The 21275-nt window shown below is 71.3% G+C and carries 22 protein-coding genes; 8 read left to right on the top strand and 14 right to left on the bottom strand.

Annotated features, from left to right (window positions below; translation table 11 throughout):
- Nucleotides 1–2: 2 nt before the first annotated feature.
- The 14 genes from ACF09E_RS34790 to ACF09E_RS34725 all read right to left on the bottom strand — a co-directional run bounded on the left by ACF09E_RS34790 (nucleotide 3) and on the right by ACF09E_RS34725 (nucleotide 13842).
- The gene (locus ACF09E_RS34790; RefSeq protein WP_392210204.1) at nucleotides 3–1661 is read right to left on the bottom strand and encodes a hypothetical protein; all 1659 of its coding nucleotides are present in this window, start codon (nucleotides 1659–1661) and stop codon (nucleotides 3–5) included.
- Nucleotides 1662–2263: 602 nt separating this feature from the next.
- A complete protein-coding gene (locus ACF09E_RS34785; RefSeq protein WP_392210202.1) occupies nucleotides 2264–2887 on the bottom strand; it encodes a hypothetical protein in 624 nt (207 codons plus the stop codon).
- 154 nt (nucleotides 2888–3041) lie between these two features.
- Nucleotides 3042–3914 carry a phosphoadenosine phosphosulfate reductase family protein gene (locus ACF09E_RS34780; protein ID WP_392210200.1) on the bottom strand — a complete coding sequence of 291 codons (873 nt, stop codon included), beginning with the start codon at nucleotides 3912–3914 and terminating at the stop codon, nucleotides 3042–3044.
- Nucleotides 3915–4002: 88 nt separating this feature from the next.
- Entirely contained in the window at nucleotides 4003–4407 is a 405-nt protein-coding gene (locus ACF09E_RS34775; protein WP_392210198.1) for a hypothetical protein, read from the bottom strand.
- 83 nt (nucleotides 4408–4490) lie between these two features.
- Nucleotides 4491–5405 carry a hypothetical protein gene (locus tag ACF09E_RS34770; RefSeq protein ID WP_392210197.1) on the bottom strand — a complete coding sequence of 305 codons (915 nt, stop codon included), beginning with the start codon at nucleotides 5403–5405 and terminating at the stop codon, nucleotides 4491–4493.
- Nucleotides 5406–5484: 79 nt separating this feature from the next.
- Nucleotides 5485–6057: a hypothetical protein gene (locus tag ACF09E_RS34765; protein WP_392210195.1), complete on the bottom strand. Its 573-nt coding sequence runs from the start codon at nucleotides 6055–6057 to the stop codon at nucleotides 5485–5487.
- Nucleotides 6058–6137: 80 nt separating this feature from the next.
- On the bottom strand, nucleotides 6138–6710 hold the full coding sequence (locus tag ACF09E_RS34760) for a hypothetical protein (protein ID WP_392210193.1): 573 nt from the start codon (nucleotides 6708–6710) through the stop codon (nucleotides 6138–6140).
- Nucleotides 6711–6796: 86 nt separating this feature from the next.
- Nucleotides 6797–7111: a hypothetical protein gene (locus ACF09E_RS34755; RefSeq protein WP_392210191.1), complete on the bottom strand. Its 315-nt coding sequence runs from the start codon at nucleotides 7109–7111 to the stop codon at nucleotides 6797–6799.
- A gap of 787 nt (nucleotides 7112–7898) precedes the next feature.
- Nucleotides 7899–8189: a barstar family protein gene (locus ACF09E_RS34750; RefSeq protein WP_392210189.1), complete on the bottom strand. Its 291-nt coding sequence runs from the start codon at nucleotides 8187–8189 to the stop codon at nucleotides 7899–7901.
- Between the two features lie 405 nt (nucleotides 8190–8594).
- Complete coding sequence (locus ACF09E_RS34745) at nucleotides 8595–10037, bottom strand: replicative DNA helicase (protein ID WP_392210187.1); 1443 nt, start codon at nucleotides 10035–10037, stop codon at nucleotides 8595–8597.
- Between the two features lie 96 nt (nucleotides 10038–10133).
- Complete coding sequence (locus ACF09E_RS34740) at nucleotides 10134–11381, bottom strand: hypothetical protein (RefSeq protein WP_392210185.1); 1248 nt, start codon at nucleotides 11379–11381, stop codon at nucleotides 10134–10136.
- A gap of 342 nt (nucleotides 11382–11723) precedes the next feature.
- Nucleotides 11724–12050, bottom strand: coding sequence for a helix-turn-helix domain-containing protein (locus tag ACF09E_RS34735; protein WP_392210183.1), 327 nt, complete (start codon nucleotides 12048–12050; stop codon nucleotides 11724–11726).
- Between the two features lie 27 nt (nucleotides 12051–12077).
- Nucleotides 12078–12839: a hypothetical protein gene (locus tag ACF09E_RS34730; RefSeq protein ID WP_392210181.1), complete on the bottom strand. Its 762-nt coding sequence runs from the start codon at nucleotides 12837–12839 to the stop codon at nucleotides 12078–12080.
- 82 nt (nucleotides 12840–12921) lie between these two features.
- Nucleotides 12922–13842: a sigma-70 family RNA polymerase sigma factor gene (locus ACF09E_RS34725; protein WP_392210179.1), complete on the bottom strand. Its 921-nt coding sequence runs from the start codon at nucleotides 13840–13842 to the stop codon at nucleotides 12922–12924.
- A gap of 479 nt (nucleotides 13843–14321) precedes the next feature.
- Here ACF09E_RS34725 and ACF09E_RS34720 point away from each other — a divergent pair, with 479 nt between their 5' ends.
- The 8 genes from ACF09E_RS34720 (at nucleotide 14322) to ACF09E_RS34685 (ending at nucleotide 21274) form a co-directional block, all read left to right on the top strand.
- Entirely contained in the window at nucleotides 14322–14741 is a 420-nt protein-coding gene (locus tag ACF09E_RS34720; RefSeq protein WP_392210177.1) for a hypothetical protein, read from the top strand.
- Entirely contained in the window at nucleotides 14738–14878 is a 141-nt protein-coding gene (locus ACF09E_RS34715; RefSeq protein ID WP_392210175.1) for a hypothetical protein, read from the top strand. The genes ACF09E_RS34720 and ACF09E_RS34715 overlap by 4 nt, the downstream gene beginning before the upstream one ends.
- A complete protein-coding gene (locus ACF09E_RS34710; RefSeq protein ID WP_392210173.1) occupies nucleotides 14875–15480 on the top strand; it encodes a hypothetical protein in 606 nt (201 codons plus the stop codon). Before ACF09E_RS34715 ends, ACF09E_RS34710 begins: the two co-directional genes overlap by 4 nt.
- On the top strand, nucleotides 15477–15893 hold the full coding sequence (locus ACF09E_RS34705; RefSeq protein ID WP_392210171.1) for a hypothetical protein: 417 nt from the start codon (nucleotides 15477–15479) through the stop codon (nucleotides 15891–15893). The genes ACF09E_RS34710 and ACF09E_RS34705 overlap by 4 nt, the downstream gene beginning before the upstream one ends.
- Before the next feature lie 31 nt (nucleotides 15894–15924).
- Entirely contained in the window at nucleotides 15925–17829 is a 1905-nt protein-coding gene (locus ACF09E_RS34700) for a hypothetical protein (protein ID WP_392210170.1), read from the top strand.
- Between the two features lie 86 nt (nucleotides 17830–17915).
- Nucleotides 17916–18368, top strand: a complete 453-nt coding sequence (locus ACF09E_RS34695; protein WP_392210168.1) for a hypothetical protein — start codon at nucleotides 17916–17918, stop codon at nucleotides 18366–18368.
- Nucleotides 18369–18371: 3 nt separating this feature from the next.
- Nucleotides 18372–18596, top strand: coding sequence for a hypothetical protein (locus ACF09E_RS34690; protein ID WP_392210166.1), 225 nt, complete (start codon nucleotides 18372–18374; stop codon nucleotides 18594–18596).
- 539 nt (nucleotides 18597–19135) lie between these two features.
- Nucleotides 19136–21274, top strand: a complete 2139-nt coding sequence (locus ACF09E_RS34685; RefSeq protein WP_392210164.1) for a hypothetical protein — start codon at nucleotides 19136–19138, stop codon at nucleotides 21272–21274.
- The last annotated feature ends 1 nt before the right edge of the window (nucleotide 21275 follow it).

The raw sequence follows: 21275 nt of genomic DNA, 5'->3' as shown, positions 1-21275 counted from the left end.
GGTCAGGCGGCCTGGAGCTGGTCGCCGGTCTCCTCGTCAAAGAGGAGCATCTGCTCGATCCGCTGCCGCGGGATGGTGGGGATGATGTAGATCCGGTGGACGTAGGTCCGGGTCTTCTCCTCCCAGTCCGCGATGCCGAGGATGCGTCCGAAGACTGCGGCGGCGACCATCGGGCAGACCGCGTCGGCTGCCTGCTGGGCGACGTTGCGGACGCCGCGGCCGCGCCCGACGTGGCGCCAGGGGAAGTCACCGGGGAAGCCGACCAGGCGGCCGATGTCGGCCTGGGTGATGCGCTCGCCGCTCTCGGAGTCGGCCCACCCGTAGATGGTGGCGGTCACGCAGGTGGAGGGTCGGTCGGCGGACCGGCTGCCGCCGCCCTTGGCCCGGCCGGTCTCCGGGCCGACGGGCCGGTTACCTCGGGTGAGGATGGTCCGGCCGGTGGGCCATCCGACGACTTCGGCGAACGTCGGAGAAGGGAACGGAGCGGTGGGCGTGAGGTCGACGAAGGGCGTCGACTCACCTCGGTAGGCGGCCATGAAGCGCCGCTTACGGTGCGAGGCGGCCCCGTAGTTCACCGCGTCCAGCGTCCACGCCTCGGTGGTGTGCCACCCGGCACCGGTCAGCTCCGCGAAGAGCGCCTCTTCGATCTGCTCGGGCAGTGCGGAGGACTGCTCGACCGCCACCCACTCCAGGGAGTCGTTCCACCTGGCCAACATCCCAAGCGGCCAGATGATCACTTCCGCCATGAGCCCGGCGCGCGCGTCTTCGAGCTCGGCCAGGGGCTCGCGGACCTCGTCCCAGGTGAGGCCGGAGCGGGGGGCAAATCCGGTCGGCGAGCCGTCCCAGGGGAGGAATCCCGCGGCTGCGGTGGCTTCGTAGATCACGGACAGGATCAGGCTGATGGCTCCTGCATACCGGCCCTTGCCGAGGCCGCTGGGGGTGAAGGCCTGGCACGGCGGGGTGAGCGCGATTCCGGAGACCCATGCGAGCGCGGGCGACTCCGGGTTGAGCTCGGTCACGTCGGCGTGGATGACCCGGAATCCGGCGGCGACCGCGGTGGCGACGGCTCCGCCGTCCAGGTCGATGCCGATGATGTCGACGTCGGCTCCGAGGATGTCGCGCAGTCCGACCGAGAGGCCGCCCGGTCCGTGGAAGAGGACGATCACGCGCTTGCGGATGATGCGGCCGAAGGTGTCGCGCTCGGGCTCGAAAAGCCACTCGATGGGGAACGGGGCGGCGTACCACTCCAGGAGTCGGCGGGTCTCGTCGTCCAGGTCGGCGAGCGTTTCGGCGGTGACCCTGCCGCGCTCTTCGAGGCGGTCGCAGACGAGGGCTGCGCGCTCCCCGCGGGCTTCGGCGTAGCGGTCGTTCACGCGCTCGTCCTCGCCGTCGACGATGGCGCGGGCGCAGTCGGTGACGCGCTCGATCGCGTCGAACTTCCACTCGTCGGCTTCGCGGCCGGGGCGCAGTGCGGCGTACTCGGTGAGGAGTGCGGCGACGGTCTGGCATTCGATGAGCGCGGGGTGTCCGGCGGCTGCGCCGATGGCTGCGGCGTCCTGGGCCTCGTGCAGTGCGATGTCCTCTTGGGCTGCGGCGCTGAGGGGTCGGCGCAGGAGGTGCAGCCCGCCGGCGGGCATGCCGGATTTAGGGGTGTCGCCCATGGAGGGGTCCTGTCGTTGAGGCGGTTTCGGTGTGGTGGGCCTGGGCCCGGCGCCGGTTCGGGATTCCCGCCCTCCCCGACATGTCTAATACTCTCAAGTTTTAGGGTGCAGGTCAAGCCCGAAACCGCAGGTCAGGGGCCATTTCTGAGTGCTGGTCAGCGGCCTCCGCTCCGGCTGGCGGACCGCCATACGACGGGCCGGTCGGGGGGTTCCCTCCTCGGTCGGGCAGGCGCAGCCGATCGCGGGCCGTGTCGGGGTGCCGGGCTCGCGCTTGCGCGACCGCCGAAGGCGGCTTGGCCTGGCGGCCCGGCGCGGGCTGTGATCCCCTTCGGGGGCCCGGGCGAGGAGGGAACACCCCGACCCTCCACCCCCTTGACCACCCACTCACCCGCCGGTCGCTACGCGCCCCTCCCCCCTCCGAGAGAGGGCCGGGGTGTGGGGCGGAGCCCCGCGTGTCTGTGCCCGCGGCCGCCACTGCGGGGCCGAGGAACTGCCCCCGTTCGCGGCGTGGAAAGGGCGCGCGTGCACGTGCTGCCGGGCAACGAAAAAGCCGGTGCGGCCCCCCGTCGTTGGGGTTCCGCACCGGCCTGCGCAGAGGTGCGTCAGTCCTCCGGCTGGCTCGCGTTCTTGCGGGCCTCGGTGACGAAGGGGCGCCAGGTGTTGGGGGCACCGCCGTGCCGCTCGGCGAGCAGCGCGACCAGCTCGGCGGCCGGGCGGCCGGGTTCTTCGGCGAGTGCCTGGGCGGCCTGCTCGAACCGGGGGTCGGTGCCCTCCTTCGCCGCGCGTCCGGCCGTGCCCGCGCGGTTGGTGGTGTCGTGGAAATCCCAGAGCTGCCGACGCGTGCGGTACTCGCGCACCCGGCCGCTGGGCAGGGTCTCGGTGCGCACGGGCGCCGGCCAGTTCGCCGGCGGCTTCTTGCCGTACTGGGTGATCCGGCTGGCGTCGACTCCGAGGACTCGGGCCTGGGCGGCGGGCGGGAGTTCCTCGTCGGGGTCACCGCTGCGGTCGACGGTGCGCATCTGGTCGCGCTGCTTCTTGCTGTACGTGGCGAACCAGGCCTCCCACTCCTCCAGGTTCCAGTAGAGCCCGCGGTCGACGGTGCGCGCGGCCGGGTGGTTGTTGGTCGCGCGGTCGCGCCACATCGCGGCGAGGGTGGCCCGGCTGTAGCCGCTGCGCTCGGCCAGGTCGTCGCGGTTCGCGTACGGGTGGCCGTCGATGGTCTTCACGGGGGTGGTCTCCTGGTCGTGTCGGTCGTGGATACGATGGTGCCTGGTTCGGTTTTGGGTTCGTTGAGGACCCTCGGTGGCCGGACCACGGCCCGGCGGGATTCCCACGCTTTTGCGCCCCGCCGGGCCTCTTGCTGTCTGCTTCCCGTGACGGTCAGCTGCGGGCGCGTTCGATGATCCCGCGCAGGCTGATCGACTTCTTGAACTGGTGGCCCATGTCGGCCTCGGCCTCGGCGTACTCGTCGAACAGCTCCGGGTTGAGCTGCGCCGAGCGCACCAGGTCGTTGGTGTGCGCGAGCGGGCAGGCCCGGCAGCTCAGGCGCCGCATCCCCTGGTCGTAAGCCTCGTGGTGCTCGATGCCGTTCTCCTCGTGGACCGCCCACACCTGGTCGGTGGTGAGCTGGTGAATCGGGAGCCACGTCGTCACGACGCGCAGCGTGCCCTTGCCGCTCATCCGGTTCCGCTCGATCTCGGGCTTCTTCGCGCGGGCGTTGGACTCCTCGGCGCGCATGCCCATCGCGTACCCGGCGCGGACCGGGCGTCCCAGGTTCAGCTCGGCGCCGACCTCGTCCACGTAGTCCCGGCCGACCGCGGTCTTCGTATCGCTCGTGCAGAAGCGTGCGAAGTGCCCGGGCCAATTGCCGTGGGCCCGGATCCGCTCCCACAGCGAAGCCCACCGTGTACTGCGGCGGACCGCGAACGGGACGCCGTACTGCTGGGCGTGCCCGCGGGCGACTTCGAGCGCGCCGGGCCACTCAATCAGGTGCCCGTTCGCGGTGCGGCCGAGGTCGCAGTGCAGGATGCGGACCTTGTGGAGCTGCCCCGCCTTGTCGGCGCGGGTGCACACCTCGTGCGCGGTGGCACCCGAGTCCTTGCCGCCGCTGTCGCCGACGATGACGACGTCGTGCTCGTCGAAGTCGAACTCGGCGGGCGGCGCGGGCGGCGTGGCGGCCGGCGCGGAGAACAGTTCCATCTGGGCGGCGGCGCACCCTGTGCCGCAGGGCGGGGTGAAGGTCTTCTTCGTCACGGTCTTCTCCTGGTTGAGGTTTCGGTGTGGCTGTGCCGGGCCCCGGCGGGGGAGCGGGATTCCCGCCCCGCTCCCCCGCCGGGGACCGCTACCGCTGGTGCCATTCGGGGGCGTCGCCGTCGCAGTACGGCTCGATGAAGCCGACGTCGCCCACGTCGTCGCCCTCGAAGTCGAGTTCGCCGTCGAACTCGTGGGCCTCCCCCATCCACCCGGACAGGACCGTGAACCGGTCGTTGATGACGAAGGAGCGGCACTCGGCGTCGACGCACAGGTACTGGATGGCGTTGGGGCGGCCCTGAGAATCGACCCCGCTGTCGACGTCGGGCACGAAGACCCAGTGCGGTTCCTCGCTGGCGAGCGCGAGCGCCTGGCGGGCGGTGGTACCGAAGTCAGCGACCCGGTAGGCGCCGCCGGCGGTCAGCTCCCACAGCTGGGCGAGCGGAACGGGGGGCACCATCTCGATCGTGCCGGTGACGTTGTAGGTGACGGCCATGGCGGTGGTTCCTTTCGGTGGGCCGGGCCCGGCGGGGGAAGCGGGGGTCCGCCCCGTTCCCCCCGCCGGGGCTCGTCAGGTGGTCAGGCGGAGCGCTCGGTCTCGGTGTTGCTCCAGGCGGCCGCGGGGTCGCGGTGCCAGTGGGCGATGTAGGCGGCGACGGCGGCCGCGTCGAGCCCGGGGAAGGAGGGTCCCTGGGCGCTGTCGCCGGTCCCGGAGTTCAGCTCGATGACCCACTCGTCGCTGGCGCGGGCCGGTCGGTCGACGGTGACCTCGCCGCCGTCGGTCGGGTCGCTGAAGTAGACGTTCAGGTAGGCCGCATCGCCGTCGGGCTCGCGGCTGGTGTCGCCGGAACCGACGCTGAGCCAGCTGAGTACGTACCCGCCGATCAGGACGTCCTCGCCGCGGTGGGCGGTCAGGCCGTACGGCGCGAGGGCCTGACGGAGGTCCTGCGCGGCCCGGGTCGCGCGCCCGGCGGCGATGTCGGCCTCCTGGACCACGTAGGCCGCGGCCTCGTCCAGGCCGTCGTAGTCGAAGCTGCGGCGGCTCTCGCCGCGGCTCGGGGTGGCGAGCCAGTAGTCGTCGTGCCGGATGATCCGGCCGATCGGCGGGTCGTCCAGGTCGTCCAGGGGGACGCGGTAGATGCCGGTGGCGCTGCGCGGGCTGAGGTGGTGCCGGGTGGTCGGGAGGTCCTCGTCCTGGTCGGCGTGCTCGCCGCCGTGCTCCTCGATGAGCGCGCGGACGGCGTCGACGGGGACCTCCAGGAACAGGCTGCGGCCCTCGCCGTCCTGGTCCGTCAGATTCAGCCCCCACTGGTCCTCCTTGGCCCACGCGTCGGTGGACGGGGCGGTGAGTCCGGGCCAAAGGGCGACCTCGGTGAACTCGGTGGCGTCCGGCTGCGCCTCGACGGTGATCATGCAGCCGTCGGCAAAGCGGATCCGGCGGTACCCGCCCTCGGTGCCGGCGGCGGCGATGCGGTTCAGGCGTGCGGTGGTCATGGCTGCTCCTGGTGGTCTCGGGGGGAGCCGGGCCCGGCTTTCGCCGGGCCCGGCGGTGCTGCTGCGGGAAGGGCCGGGGCTACTTCTGGTAGGCGGCGATCAGCTCGCGGACCTTGTCCTCGCCGATGCACCCGGGGTGCCGGTGGGCGGACGGCGGCTGGGCGTTGCGGCCGCGCAGGTGGGACCAGTAGCGGGGGCCGAACCAGCCGCACCCCGGCATCTCGCAGGCCAGGAGCCAGAGGTTGTCCGCCCCCGGGAAGCCGCCCAGCGGCATCCACAGGTACGCGGTGACTCCGTCCCACGCCTTGCGAGCGCCCTCCAGGTTGCGCGGGCTCTCGGGCATCCGCGGGTGCAGGAGCGGGGCCGGGCCGTAGGGGCGGGGCGCCTTCTCGCCCTCGGCGGGCGTGACGACCTTGGTCGCGGTGATGAGGCCGTCCGCGTACTGCTTGATCAGGTGGGCGGCCGCCATGTCCTCGCCCTTGTCGCCCTTCGGCGGGCGGCCGAGGTTGTGCTCGCCGGTGGAGTCCTGGGCGAACCAGTTGCGGTGCCAGCGGAAGACGTGGCCGACGGCCATGTCGGCGCCGATGATGACCGGGTAGCGGCCCTCGGCGTCGAACTCGCCGAGGCGGTACGGCAGGGTGGTGCTGGTCATGCTCGTGCTCCTTGGTGGTTCGGGTGGGGCGCCCGGCGGGGCGGGTGTGCTCGCCGCCGGGCGCGTGGCGCGGCCGGTCTTCAGTGGCGGTCGACGTACGGGTAGGCGAGCGGGGCGAGCTGCTGGACGAAGGCCAGGTGCTCGGCGCACTCGTCGGGCGTCATGGGCCAGACGGGCATCGGCATGTAGGTGCAGCCGTCCGGCTCGGCCTGCGCGGACCGGGCGTCGAGCCAGTCCCGGTACAGGCGGCCGTCGCTGCCGCCGTCCCGGACGTTGATGGCGAGCCAGCCCACCGACTCGCCCCGGCGCAGGTGGCCCTCGATCACGTCGGCCATCCGGAAGGCGGCCTCGTCCTCCTGGCGGGCGAGCTCGCGCATGACGATCGCGCGGAACTCCCCGCCCGCCCGGGCGACCAGCCGCGTGTGGAGCGCGGTGCGCTCGGCGGCGGTCAGGGGGCGGATGCCGTGCTCGGCCAGGAAGGCGTCGCTGGTCTCGACGGCGTCGGCCGCGAGCCGGAAGGGGCCGTGAGCGGCGGCGAACTGGCCGTTCTCCCACAGCTCGACGGAGAACTCGTCGCGCTCGGGGTCGTGGACCGGGGTGAGCTTGACCGGCGCCGCGTCGCGCGGGACGCCGAGGGTGAAGGTGATGACCATGAGGTCTCTCCCGTGTGAGGTCTTCGGTGTGATCCCGGGGTGCGGGCGGGATTCCCGCCCCACCCGCGCCCCGGGCGGTGCGCCGGTCAGGACCGGCGGGCGTCCTGCCGGATCAGGAGCTCGAAGCCGGTGCCGCCCTTGACCCGCAGCAGGCCGCCGTAGAGCTCGTAGGACTCCGTCTCGGTCAGCGGGCGTACGTCGTGCGCGGTGAGGAAGTCCGCGAGGGCGTCGGTCGTGGCGCGGGCGGTCTCGAAGAACTCGCCGTTGTCGCCGTGAACGGCCGCGACCCGGCCGTCGCGCCACAACTCGACGGTGAAGGTGCGCAGGACCGCGTCGAACGCAGGCCGCAGCTGCGTGCCGGCCTCGTCGTCGAGCAGGAGGGGACCAAAGGTGGTGGGCACTTGAAGGCCTTTCGTGAGGTTCTCGGTGTCTCACCCGCCCGGAGGGGCGGGCCGCCGGGCCGGGGATTCCCGCCCCCTTCCGACATGTCTAATACTCTCAAGTTTTGGGATCTACGTCAAGCCGGAAAGGCCTGGTGAGAGCGTGTTCTTCAGGGTTTTTCGCGCGCGCCACACCGGGCCTGCGGCCCGACGGCCGACCACGACGACGCCCGCAGCGCTGGACAGCGACGCCGGGCCCGGCCACAGCGCGGCAGCGGCCCGCTCCCCCTCAGCCGCAACCGGCGGCGCGGTCGCCTCACGCGCCCGCATCCGCGACGGCGGGTACGGCCCGCGCCCAACTCAACCCGGAAATCCGGCATTCCGGACGGCCACCCGGGCACCCCTCCCCCGCCGCTGGCCGCTTTTGCCCAGCCCCAAGCCGCCGCAGCCGCCGGCGCGGCTGGCCACGGAGACTTACGGACCTTGGGCGCACACCGACCCCGGACGAGCCGACGCCGCCCCACCGCAGAGGGTGCACGAGGCGCGTCGGCCGACCGAACACCCGAGTCCGCCCCGCAGCCGAGCCGACGCTCCTCGAGCACCCGGCCACCAACAGACCTCAAACTCACCTCTTTGGCGGGCACGGGCCTTGGCCCGCGCCGCCTCCCGCTCGTGTAGGGTCTCGCGGCTCGTGTCGGACGCCGAGGCCGTGACCTGCGGCCCGTCCGTAGTCTCACGCTGTGTCGGACGCTCAGCGTCTCAGCTCCACGTCGGAAGTCGCTGGCGGCGCCGGCCGCTGGACTCCACATCAGGCGAAACGCACGGTCAGCCTCTCGTCCGGCGCGCTCGACTCGTCTTCCGCGGCAGCTCGGACCAGGACGGACGCGATTGCCTCGAACGCTTCATCGCCCATGCGGTCACGACTGACTGCAGCGTTCTCCCAGACGATCTCAACTGGGCGCTCGACATCCCTGCTCAGACGGTCCCACAGGGCGCTCAGGTTGTGCCCGTAGTACGGACCGAAGTCTAGAGGCCCGGCAAGAACCCGGTGCAGGTCCGCCTGGCTTCCGATCTGTGCCCCTTCAATGGCGACCCGCATGCTTCCTCCACTCCTTCGGCCAGCCAAGCGACTCTACGAACCCCCGGCACCCCTGCAGGCACCGCGCCCCGCTGAACTGCGGTGTCTCACGGTCGATGTCGGATCCGACTTCCATCCGACATTGACCGTGAGATTCCGACACGAAATTTGAGACCCTACAGCTCGTGTAGGATCTCGCGCTTCGCTGCATACGCCGAGGCCGTGACCTGCAGTTTCTCGCGGTGTCTCACGACGCTTCATCTACGGCTGTCTCAGCGGCTGTTGCACTTCCTCCGAGGGCGTCAATGCCCCGCCGGACCGTGCAGGCCACTGACCTGCGGTGTCTCATGGCCCGCTTCATAAGTGCAGTCGATATGCAGCGGGCCGTGAGATTATGAAGCTGGATTTGAGACGCTACAGCTCGTCTCAGAATTCCTGGCCCATTGCCTCGATTTTGCTGAACCGACCACGGAACCCGGCAGTCACAATGCCCGTATTTCCCTCTCGGTTTTTGGCGACGATCATGTCGATCTCGCCGGCACGCTCGCTCTCCGGCTCGTAGTAGTCCTCGCGGTGCAGCAGGATGACCGCGTCGGCGGCCTGCTCGATCTCGCCGGACTCGCGCAGGTCCGACAGCTGCGGGACCTTGCTCTCGCGGCCGGTGGTCTGGCGGGAGAGCTGGGCGGCGGCGAAGACCGGGAGGTCGAACTCCAACGCGATCTCCTTGAGACCGCGGGCGATGGCGTCGACCTCGTTGGTGCGGTTGCCGCCACGCCCCTGAGCGTCGGGCTTGACGATCTGGAGGTAGTCGATCGCGAGCGCGTGCGGCAGACGGTCCTCGATCTGCCAACGGCGCAGGGCCGAGCGGATCTGCGGCACGGTGATGCCGCCGGGCGGGACGACCAGCCGCAGCGGCGCGGCGATGACGCGGCCGCGGACCTTGTCGTACTTCTTCCACTGCTCGTCGGTCAGGGCACGCTTGCGGATGTCGTGCTGCGGGATCTCCGCCTCGGCAGCGATCAGGCGGTTCATGATCTGGCGGCGGGCCATCTCCAGCGAGACGAACGCGGCCGGGCGGCCGTGGACGACGGCGAGGTGACGCATGAGGTCAAGCAGCGCCACCGACTTACCCATGCCGGGGCGGCCCGCGAGGACCACCAGGTGGCCCGGGACGGTGCACAGCATCGACTGGAGGTCGTCCCACGGCATGGGCAGGCCGGGGTTCTCCCCTGCGGCCTGATCGTCCTCCCAGCCCTCGACCAGCTCCTCCATGGACGCGTCCCACCCGGCGGGGTCCTTGCCCGTGTCGAAGGTGGCCTGGAGCGCCAGCAGGCGGGCGGCCGAGGCCTCGATCACCTCGGCCGGGTCCGCGTCCTGGCTGTAGCCCATCGCGGTCACCTGCGTACCGGCCTCGATCGCCTGCCGCAGCTTCCACTTGTTGCGGACGATCTCGGCGTAGTACGGGGCGTTCGCCGCCGTGGGCACGGCCTGCACCAGGGTGTGGAGGTAGGACGCTCCGCCGATCTTCGCGATCTCGCCGAGCTTGGTGAGCTCCTCCCCGACCGTGATGGGGTCGGCCACGTCGCCCTTGCCGTACATGTCGACGATGACGCGGTAGATCGTCTCGTGCGCGGGCTTGTAGAACTCGTGGCCCTTGAGAATCTCCACGACCTCGGTGATCACGGCCTTGGACAGCAGCATTCCGCCGAGGACGGACTGCTCGGCGTCCCGGTCCTGCGGCGGGATCCGCTCGAAGTTGCCAGGAGCCGCCCGGAACGTGTCGGGGACATCGCCACGGTCCTGAGCAGGGAACATCGCAGGGTCGCCCTCGAACAGGTCGCCTTCGCCGGCGGAAGCCTGGGGTGTCATGCTGGACATCAGATCTCTTCTCTTCACTGGGTTGGGATCAGCGCGGCGGCCGGTTTCTTCGCGGGAGCACGGCCGCCGTGCCGTTTTCGGGGCAGGTCAGACTGCGGCAGGCTGCCGCACACCGCCGGGGTGGCACTCCGGGCACTTCACCAGGACGCCGTCCTGCCGACGGAACCGCTCGGCGACGAGGTCGGGCCGCGTGCCCTCGTTGCACTCGCCGCACCACTCCGGGACGGCGGGCCGCTGGCCGGGCACCTTCGTACCGCGCGGCGCCGGGCACTGCGGGTGCGTCTTGGCCCGGGCCAGGTCGAAGTAGCCGCGGCTCACCATGAACGGCACCACCGACTGGGTCAGCCATTCAGGGGAGTCCTCGGCCGCGATGGCCTCGGCCGCGTCCAGAGCGATGCCGTCCAGCTGACGGCGGCTCGGCCGGGTACCGCGCTCGACCTTCCACAGGTTCCCGAACTCAGCAGCAACAGCGGCGGCCGCGGTGGCGAGCTCGTCGCCGTCGGCGGCGCCCGGCACCCTCTTGGTCTTGGTCGGCGCAGCCGGGGTCTCTCTCTCCTCGACCTCCTCCTCAGCCACGTCACCGGGTACCGCTGGGGCACCCGTGACAGGAGAGAGAGAAGACCTAATAGGAGTCTGAATACCCCCCTCGTTTCCGCTGGTCAGCGGCTTGTCGCCGCTCGATTTCTGCGCTCGACTGCTCGTTTTCTGCTGAGCGCTGCTCGAAATCGAGCGGTCGAAACGACCTGCGGTTTCGTCCTCAGGGGCCTCGGCTCCGGCTTGTTCGTCCAGGTCAGTACGTCCGCTCAAATTCGAGCGGACGATGCCGTCGGAGGTCTTCGTGTGCGTCGGGGGGACGATCGGGTTCTCACGCCAGTCCGGCCGGTACGCGTCCAGCTTCTGCCACGTGTTCGCCCAGCCGACGTGGACGTCCGGGGGGAGGTCGTGCACCTTGTAGCGGCGTGAAATGGTCTGGATGCCGCCCTTGCCGGTGGAGGTCACGATGCGCTCGCCGTCCGGGTTGGTGACGAGCTCGGCCTTCTCCAGGCGCTTGAGCGCGGCCCGCACGGTCGACTCGCCGACCGGCTTCTCTCCCTCCTCGGTCAGCAGCCAGCACAGCTGGTCGACCGACATACGGCGCAGGCCCCGAGGGCTGGATGTCAGCATGGCGCGCAGCAGGATGTAGAGCTTGAAGTCAGTGGGCTTCATCCCGGGCAGGTGCAGGAACCAGTGCCGCACCACCGCAGCCGACCAGTAGTCGGTGATGTCGCCTTCAAACAGGTACTCGTCCTTACCGCTGTTCGGCAGCGGGTGGCGGGGAAGGTGCCGTCGGCTCACAGCGACACCGCCGGCGGGAGCGCGGGTGCTGCTGTGGCGACTGAGGGAATCGCTGCCGCGACGCTGTGTGCCGCGGACGGGGTGCGGATCATGGTGCGGGTTCTCCCCTGAGAATAGGGGAGTCGCGACCGGCGTGTATGTGACCAGACAGGAACCCGAAGATGGTGGCCCCTGCGTGCAGGTGCCCGTATTCTGGGTATCGGTGACCACGGGGGCCGCAGGCCCACGGGCATCACCCCCGGCGAGGTCACCTCACCGGACACGACTCGAAGCTGTGGAGGCTGGACGAGTCGACTGCTTGATCGAGGCCGCTCCTGTTGGCGCAGGGGCGGCCTCAGGCGTTTAGGACTGCCTAGAGATGATGACCTCCGGATGCCGCTGTGCGAGCCCTTGGAGCAAGCGGCTGTATGCGGTCCGCTTCAAGCCGGCGCGCGGTTCGACTGCGCCGGACTCCCAGCGTTTCACCGACAGCGGCTGAACGCCGAGCTTGTCGGCCACTTGCCTCTGTGTCAGGCCAGCAGCCCTTCGCAGCGGGCCTCGAACCGACGTAGGCAGAAGGGGCGCATGGGCGTCCAAGAGAGCGTCGACGGATGCTACCGGGTTATGGACAGGGGTCACTTCTTCACCTCCGGCTGATCCCCGAAAGATACCTGAGTTGTGGTCGTGCATTGGGACGTTCCTGGCGTGTTGCGCCTGCTATACCGACGGAAGGGTGGATCGGGCCCACCCGTTGACGTATGCCGCGGTGGCATCGTCCGAGCGCTTGAACCGCGGCCACTGTTTCCCCAGCGGGTCGGTGAGCTCGGCTTCGCGGGTGCGAGCGATGAGTCCGGCCGGACCTTCGGTGCGCAGAAGGGTTAGCAGTTCGTGCCAGGTGAGGGCGCCGAAGGAGTCGACCAAGCGGCTGGCACCATCGGTCAGTAGCGCCGCTTGCTGGACCCCCGAGAGTTCCACAGAGCCTGTGATCGCCTCGTCGGCAGCTGTCGGATCCGTGGCAGCAACCCAGTAGCCGCCAGGCCGGTTCCGCAGGCGACGCTGGGTGGAGACGAGCCGGGACACACGGGCTTCATGCTCGACAGTGCCAGTCGGTCCTTCAAGCGCAGCCCGCATTTGGTCGGCCGCGACCTCTTCCACGCGCTTATCGACTACGGTCAGGATGTCGCCGGCGCCGAGGTCGAGCACCAGGACGCTGTCGGAGAGCACCAGGTAGTCGAGGGCGTCGCCACGCTCGCGGATCATCACCACGGTCGCGGCCGGTACCGCCTCCTGGTCGAGGTCGCAGGATTCCCGGTGCAGGTCGTTAACCGTGGCAATCCCGAGACGGAGGGCTTCCCGGAGGGGAACCTCGTTGTCGCCGATTAGGTTGATGAGGGCGGTGCTGAGTTGTCGTACGAACCATGGGGTGCCGTGAACGCACCCCATGGGCAGATCCTTCGGTGCGGACAGGCCGTCCAGCACGACCACCGCAGTAGGACTCGCGAGGACTGTGTCCTCGTTCGCGGGACCCACACCCGGAGCCGAAGCCGTGGATACCTGCACGTCAGGCCCCTTCCGGGCGGTAGAACGGTGTGATGCGTTCGCTGGATGTGATCTCCAGCGTGTCAGGGTCGAAGGTGCTGGAGATGAGGGTGGAGAACCGCTTCGCTTTGAGCTCGCGATGCGCGTTGGCCAGCTCCTGATTGAGCCAGTGGATGACCCCACCGGATCCACGGGCATGAATACCTGCGATGTAGAGGAAGGTCCCCTGGCCGTCGGGGCGGGGGAGTCGGCTGAAGTACGCGATGTCGCTGTTCTCGCCCCTGTCCATGGGCGAGCGGTAGATCGCGCCAGTGTTCCGGTCGGTGAGGAACCACCCTTCCTGGTCCTTGTCGAACCGAAGGTGAGGGTCGCCCTCAAGGATCTGCTCGATCAGGGGTGACAGACGAGGTCCGCAGATCACCACGAGGTTATTGCGATTGAGTCGGACGTTACCGCCCAACGGGATCCGCTCGAAGGTGATCTCCAGGCCGACCTCCTCAGCCAACTCCCGTAGCCGCTCGTAGGTCTGGACGTCCTCCGTTGCGATAACGGGCCCTTGAACCCGCTTGCTCCTCCCGTTCCCCAGGCTGCCGTCCTCCAGCTTCTCGGCGAGCGCCACAATGACCTTGCCGGAGCCGAGAAACAGTCGCTCAGGCGGGGCCCCCTTGGCGAGCTGACTCACACGCCCCTTGCTGATGCCCAGCTCTCCCGCGAGTTGCGTGCTGTTCACCTTGCCCACCCGCAGGGCCTCGTTCATCGCCTCGTTGCGTACAGCCTGGAACTCGCTCCCGTAGTCCTGCACACGGCTGACGAGGCTATGGGCCGCCTTGGCCCGCTCCAGGGGGTCGGGCAACTCCTTGAGCTGGGACAACGTGATGTCGAATGCCGCGTCAATCGGTCCCTGTAGCGAGGACGACGCCGCATCAAGCCGTTCCTGTTCCATTCGTGCCTCCCTTCTAGGGTCATGTTTACCGCACTAAACGGCGCGAGTTCAAGGTGGTTGACTCGGAACGGAGAGTCGTCCTATGGTTTCGATGCGCGGTCGGTTTAGCTCGCTAAAACGAAACCGTCGCGCTAGCTATACCTGCACGTCAGGCGCCATCTGGCGGCCTCAGTGAACTCGCACTGGCGGGGTGATGGGTGGCTGCTCGCTCCTTGAGAACTCCACAGTGGACTGAATTTCGGGCCGCGGCGCCTCCGCCGTCATTTAGCGGGGGGCTGGCCGCATGGCAGCCCGAGAGCGGATCTGAGCAGGGCCCCAGGGGTGGGGCCGGGGCTGGCGCGAGCCAGCAGCCATCGGTTGTGCAACTCCCCATCCGCTCGCCGCGCCGGCACTCATGCACGGCGCGACCCCCGGCACGGCGTTGCACCGCCATGTGTGCCGGGGGTCCACGGATCTACCCAGCAAAGGAACTGATCCGCATGACCATCATCGCAGTTACCACCGCCGCTCCGATCCGCCCCCAGGCCGTGTCCGACGGCGTCGACGACGTCGTCGCCGAGGCGTGGTCGGTGTTCGGTGAGGTTCAGGACCTGGCCCGACTCGGCGTCGAGGTCGCGGTGACCATCCGCCCGGGCGAGATCCTGGCGGACCTGGTCGTCCGCAAGGAGGCCGCGCACCTGCTGACCACCCTGGTCCAGGAGCTGGAGAACACCGGCATCACCCAGGCGGAGAGCGGCTACCGGATCGCCGGGACGATGTGCCAGGGCAACGTGGGCCTGCGCATCTTCGTCGACAGCGCCGAGGTCACCGTCGAGCAGATGGAGGCCCTGGCCGCCCTGGTCGACGGCGACATCGCCGCGTACGCCGGCGGCATCGAGCGCCTGGGGCGTGTCGCGTGACCCCCGCCGAGCAGCAGGCCGCGGCCGCGAAGGCCGCCTCCGAGGCCGCCGAGCGTGCCGAGGCGGCCCGCCGCCTAGCCGAGGAGCAGCTTCGCCGTCACGGGCAGGCCATGTCCGGGATCGGGGGCCGGTCGTGATCCGCATCATCCGTACGTCCACGCTCAAGAAGCTGTGGGACGACCTCGACGCCCAGGAGCGCGAGCTGACCAAGCGGGCCACCCGCATCGGCCAGCTGGAGACCGAGATCGAGGACATCTACAGCGCGGCCGCCAAGGCCCGTGAGGCCGAGGCGGACAAGTCCGCCGAGCTGTATGTGCAGCTCGGCGAGGCGGCCCAGAAGATCGACCGGCTGACGGACGAGCTCAAGAAGGTCACCACCGACCGGGACGACGCCCGGGGGGACCTCGCCACCATCGACAAGGCCGCCGACGGCGGCTTCGTCCGCGTCGTCCCGCAACCGCGCCGGGAGCCGACGCTCCCGCCCTCCGCCACGGAGGCCGGGACGGGGCGCGGGGTCTTCGACTACCCGCACGAGTCGGCCGAACCGGCGTTGGTCGTCGAGCAAGCCGACCAGGGGTGCGGCCAGTGCATGGAGGCCATCCGGCTGCTGTCGATCGAGAACATGCAGAACGCGATGCTCGTGGGCCACCACGACGGGCTGGTCATCGCCCAGCTGCTGATCCTCAACGAGCTCTACACCCGCGTGCAGTCGGTCAAGCCCGAGGAGGGCCAGGAATGAGCATCGACACCCTGTACGGACGCCGGATGCGGGACCTCGCAGCGTTCCGCGAGGAGAACGGCCCGGTCACCGGCTGGCCGGCGGACCGGTTCGAGGTCTACCTCGACCTGGCCGCGTCCGCCCGGTCCGCCCGCTGGCACCACCTGCGCACCGCCGCCCGCCGGGTGCAGGTGGTCGGCGGCCTCGCCTACGCCGCCCCGCTGTACGTCCTGCTGGCGGTGGCCGGGGTGGTGCACGGGCCGACGTGGTGGCAGCTGGACGCGCACCTGCGGCGCGTCGACTGCCGACTCGCCTTCGCTCTGGTCGAGCGCGACCGCGCCGGGGACCACGACTTCACCGCCGCCGTCACCCGCTTCGTTGACCGGCTCACCAGCTCGGTCGCGCGGATGACGGACCGCTTGGCCCAGATCTGACGGGCCCACACCGATAAGGAAGGAGGGCGTCGTGGCGGCCCGTACCGCGACACGGAAGCCCACCCGCAAGACGACGACCGGGCGCAAGCCCCCCGCGCCCCGCCGGCCCGCCGAGGAACCGGCGGCGGTGACCCCGGCCGCCGGGGTGCGGGAGGAGGCGGACCCGATCATCGCGGACGCCCGGGACCGGGCCGCCGACAACCTGGCCCTGGCCACCGAGGTCCTCGATGTCGCCCGCCTCACCGCGGTGGCCGAGGCCGCCGGGATCCGCCAGGACGCCGAGGCGCAGGCCGTCACGATCCGCCGGGCGGCGGCCACCGCCGCCCGGCAGGTCCTGGCCGAGTCCGCCGACGCGGCCGGGGACCGCCTCCGGCAGGCGACCGAGGAGGTCGAAGCGCTCCGGCAGCGCTCCCTGGCCCAGGACGAGACCCGCGTGGCCGAGGTCCTGGCGGCCGCGATGGCGGACGCCGAGGAACAGGCCGGGCAGATGCTCGCCGAGGCCGAGGACCAGGTGAGCGCGGTCCTCGCCACCGCCGAGGAGCGGGCGACCGCCCTGGTGGACATGCGCCGCGTGTCCGCCGAGGCTGCCTACCGCACGGCCCTGGAAGACGCCGCGAAGATCCTGGGCGAGGCCCAGGAGAAGGCGGCCGAGATCGCGGCCCGGCGGGCCGGACTCGACATCGAGCTGGAGCTGACCCGCCGGTCCGCAATGCTCGACCTGGAGGAGGAGGTCGCCGCACGCCGCAAGGGGCTGGAGGCCGAACTGGGCCACCAGCGCCAGGAGAACGACCGGGCCCAGGCGCTCGTCGAGAACGAGTTCCGCGAGCTCGGCGAGAAGCACGTCCGGGAGCGCGAGGAGCAGCGGCAGCGGCTCACCGCCGAGGCAGAGCAGCTGCGCCGGCGGGCCGAGGCCGACGCCAGGGCGGCAGCCGCGTCCGCCGCTGCGGAGATCCGCAAGGAGGCCGCGGCCGTGCTGCGGGAGGCCGAGCAGGAGAGGGATGCCGCCCAGGCAGCCCGCAAGCTCGCCGAGAAGCGGGCCAAGAGCCTGGAGAACAAGCAGTCCCGGGGCGAGATCCTCAAGCAGGTCAGCCTCTGGACCGGACTGGGCGCGGTGATCATCCTGACCGCGTCCGGCGAGTGGGCCTTCGCCTCCCTCGTCGGTCTGGGCAGGACCCCGCTCGGGGACGCGGCCTGGGCCCTTCCGGTCGGGCTCGACATCTACGTCGTCACGGCCTTCCGGAAGAAGAAGGACGTCCCCTTCGCCCTCGGGCTCATGGCCGCCACGAACCTGACCTACCACGCGGCGGATATGACCGGGGTCGGGATAGAGATCGGGGCGGACGGGGCCAAGCACCCGTCGGTCTGGCTCATCTCCGTCGCGGTGCTCGCCGTGGTCCTCATCGTCTGGCGGATCCACCGCCTCCTGGAGGACGGCGAAGAGGAGAAGCCCGCGACCGCCGAGCAGCCCGAGGCGTCCGACAGTCCCGGTGACGTCACCGGGACCGAGCCCCGTACGGACCGGTCGGACGCGAGCCGTACAGGGCAGGACGACCCGGCCCGTACGGCGGACCGTACGGACGGCCCGGACGCAGACCGTACGGCGGATGACCGTACGGCCCGTACGGAGCCCGTCCGTACGGACCGTACGGACGGCCGTACGGGGCAGGACCGTACGGCCCGTACGGCCGCAACCCGTACGGCCCGTACGGCGACCCGTACGGCGAAGACCCGTACGGGCCCCGCGGCTCCAGCCCGTACGGACGCCGAGTGCGTCACCGCCCTGCGGGAGCTGCCCCGTACGGCCGACGGGTTCGTCACCGTCAACGCCGCCCGTACGGCGCTCGGGTGCAACCGCGACCGGGCCGTACGGCTGCTCGATGAGGCGGGGCTCCTGAGCCCGGCCGACCGGGCCAAGCACCTCACGCCGACGCGCTGACGCGACGGCACGGCGGGCGGGCCGTACGGCCCGCCCGCCCCCTTCCCCCTTCCCCCTGATCCCGCGCACACCGCGAGAGGACTCTCATGAGCGCCGAGAACAACCGCTGGACCCCCGACCACATGAGGTCGCCCGCGAACCGGGCGATCCACCTGGAGCACCGCCGGGCGCATCTCCAGCCGCTCGCCGACGACCTGCGCCGGATCGCGCGGGAGATGCAGGCCGTCCTGAAGGAGGAGGGCCGCATCGAGGGCGACTTCCCCGGCCAGCCCTGGCTGCGGGCCAACCACGTCGTCAAGCCGCTGTTCGACGCCGCCGACAGCGTCGAGAAGGTCCTGCCGGCCCTGGGGGCCTTCAATGCCCGCTTCCAGCACTCCTACGAGGAGCTGCCGGACAAGCGGGAGGCCAAGAGGCAGAAGAAGGCCCTGGCCAGGCAGCAGGCGCAGGCCATCGAGCCGCCCGCCGCCGGTGAGGGCACCGTCCCCGCCCAGCCGACCGGCTTCGACGACGTCTTCGACGGCCTGCGCAAGGGAGCCTGAGCCGTGGCCGCAGCACAGACCAGGGCCGAGCGTAAGGCGATCAACCAGCGCCTCTTCTTCGAGAAGCGTCAGGCCGAGCGGGCCGAGCGTGGCCCGCGGGGACTTGCCGAGTCGTGGGTCGAGCGGGCCTACACCGTCGCCGCCGACCGCGAGCGGCGCGGCGATCCGGAGGCGTGGAACGACCTGTCCCGCACGCTCGCGACCTGGGTCGACCGCTACACGGAGTAATCCGATCCGGGTGCCCAGGTCCATCAATCCACCGTTCAAGCCGGGCTGTGACCGCCTCGCGCACGCATAATGCGCCCGCTCGGGCCCGCGCCCGCGAGCGCCCGCGCGCGCGTACACGAGGCGGTCACGCTCTGTCAACCTCTGTCGGGAGAGTCATGAGCACGAACAATGGAAGCGGAGGCAGCGGCAGCGGAACGGTCCTGCCGTTCCGGCCCGCCAGCGGCAGCCCTCCGCCGCCGCCCCCGCCCCCTCCACCGGGCCCCCCGCCCCCGCCTCCGCCGCCCGGGCCGCCGGCCAGCCCGGCCCCGCCGTCGTCTCCGCCCGTCGTGGCGCCGACGGCACCAACCCCCGCAGCGCCGGTCCTGACACCGGCGGTTCCCGCTCCTCCGCCGCCGGCGGTTCCCCCTCCTCCGCCACTGGTGCTGCCGCCCCCGGCCGTACCGCCCGCTCCGGTCCCGTCGCTGCCCGCCACCTCCGCCGCCGTCCCGGCCGCGTTGGCGTCGGGCGGCGGCGCGGGCCGGGAGGGGGCGCGGGCAGGGATGCTCGTCGCGCTTGGTGTCGCGGTCGCCACCCTGCGCGGGATGCACCAGTGGCTCGACGACCGCCGACAGCGGTTCGCGGACCTGGCGCCGGTACGGCAGGCCGCGGTGAAGGCGAAGGCCGAGCAGGCCAAGGCGAAGGCCGAGCACGACGCGGCCTTGCAGAAGATCTACGACGCCACCGCGCAGACACAGGCCAAGGCCCGTTCCGGCTCCGCCGACACGGGCGGCGGCAAGGGCACCGGAGGCAAGTCCGGCTCCGGTGGCGGCACCTTCGGGGGCTCTGGGGCGAAGGGCACCGGGTCCTCGAAGGGCACCAGCCCCGGCGGGGCGAAGGGAAGTACGACGTCCAGCCCGTCCGGCGGGCTGTCGAAGAAGCCCGGCGGCAAGACGCCTGACGCCCCGAAGGGCGCGGGCACACCGCCGAAGCCGTCGGCGACCGGCCCGAAGGGGGCTGGCGGCAAGGGCGCGGAGGGGAAGGGCCCGGGCGGCGACAAAGCATCCAAGGGGGTCAAGTCCCCCAAAGACGGCCGGTCGCCCGGCTCCGGCCACTCCACTCCGGCCCTGGAACGGGCCCGCGGCCGCCAGGAGCGGGCAGCGGCCCGCCAGGGCGCCAAGGAACAGCGGCGCGAGCAGCGGCAGGCCGCCCGCCTGGAGGACCGCGCCAAGGACAAGGACGCGGCCCGCACCCGCAAGAGCGGGTCGCAGGACGCGGTCCGGGACGCCAAGGACAAGATCCGCACCGCGCGGATCGAGGCCAAGGGCGCCCGGGAGGCCGCCGCCCGCGAAGCGAGGGACGACGCCAGGATCAAGTCGAGGGAGGCCCGGGCGGAGGCCAAGCGGACCAAGAAGGAGGCTGCGGCCGCCGCCCCCGACCGGACCACTCTGGCGAAGGCCACCGCCGAGGAGGCCGGGCGACGGCTCACGAAGCGGCGCGAGGATCCGGCCCCGCCGGTCATCAGCAAGACCAAGAAGCCCGAGAAGGGCACGACCGGCACCGACTCCGGCACCACTCCGGCCGGGACCGCTCCGAAGGTGAGCCTGGTCAAGAAGCCGAAGCCGCCGCCGGGCAGTATGGCGCCGACCGGGGCCACCGGGCCGAAGGTGAGCCTCACGAAGAAACCGAAGGCGCCGACCGGGGCCGGCGGCCCGAAGGTGAGCCTGACCAAGAAGCCCCGGCCGAAGCCGCCGCCGGGGACGAGCGGGCCGAAGGTCAGCCTCTCCCGCCGCACGCCGAAGCGGCCCAGGTCCAAGCGGGTCCCGTCCACCCCACCGGGGCCCGCAGGCACCGTGCCGCCGAAGCCGACCGTCCCGCCGAAGCCGACGGCTCCGCCCAAACCCGCTGCACCACCGGCAGGTGCGGGCGCCACCGGGGACAGGACGCGGAGGCTGCGCCGCACGAAAGCGGGCCAGGCGAATGCGGCGGGCACGGCACCACCCGGTGCCGCGACCGGCCGCCCCGGGTCGAAGTCCCGCCGGAACCGCGCCGCTGCCCCTCCGCCCCCGCCGATGCCCGGCAGCGGCGGGACGTGGCTGCGGCCGCCGCCGGGGATGACCGTGACCTACACCGTCGAGCGGATCGGCCCGCCCCGCCCCAACAGGCCGCCGCGCGTGGGCCAGGGCCTCCCGGCGGCCCCGCCGGCGGCCACACCCACTGCCACCGCGAGCGCCACACCGGGCGCCCCGGTGCCGCACCAGAGGAAGGAGGCACGGCCCATGGGGGGATCCCCCGCCGTGCAGGGAGTCGAGAGCATGCAGTACGCCGAGGACTCCGAACTCACGGTCCACGACGTCATCGAGTCGGACGAGGACAAGGCCGAGCAGATCATGGCCGGAGCCGAGCACGCCCGGATCGTCAGGGACCGCTGCCAAGACCTCGTCGCCTCCCTGGAGGGCCTGTACGCGGAGCTGGAGGGGCGCAAGGTCCCCGGCGTCCTGGTCGGCTGGTGCACCCGGCTGATCGAGATGGCCGAGACCGTCGAGTCCAAGGCCGAGGGCCTGGCGCAGGGCCTGCCCCGCGCATCGGAGGCCATCGCGCACGCCGGGCAGGTCGCGGCCGACTACGACAAGCAGCCCGCCGACACCACCGCCGACATGGGCCACACCGCCCCGGCCGAAGCCGAATACCACCAGGAGTAGC

The sequence above is a fragment of the Streptomyces sp. NPDC014891 genome, assembly GCF_043081085.1.
Taxonomy (GTDB): Bacteria; Actinomycetota; Actinomycetes; order Streptomycetales; family Streptomycetaceae; genus Streptomyces.
This window is presented reverse-complemented; position numbering and strand designations above follow the sequence as displayed.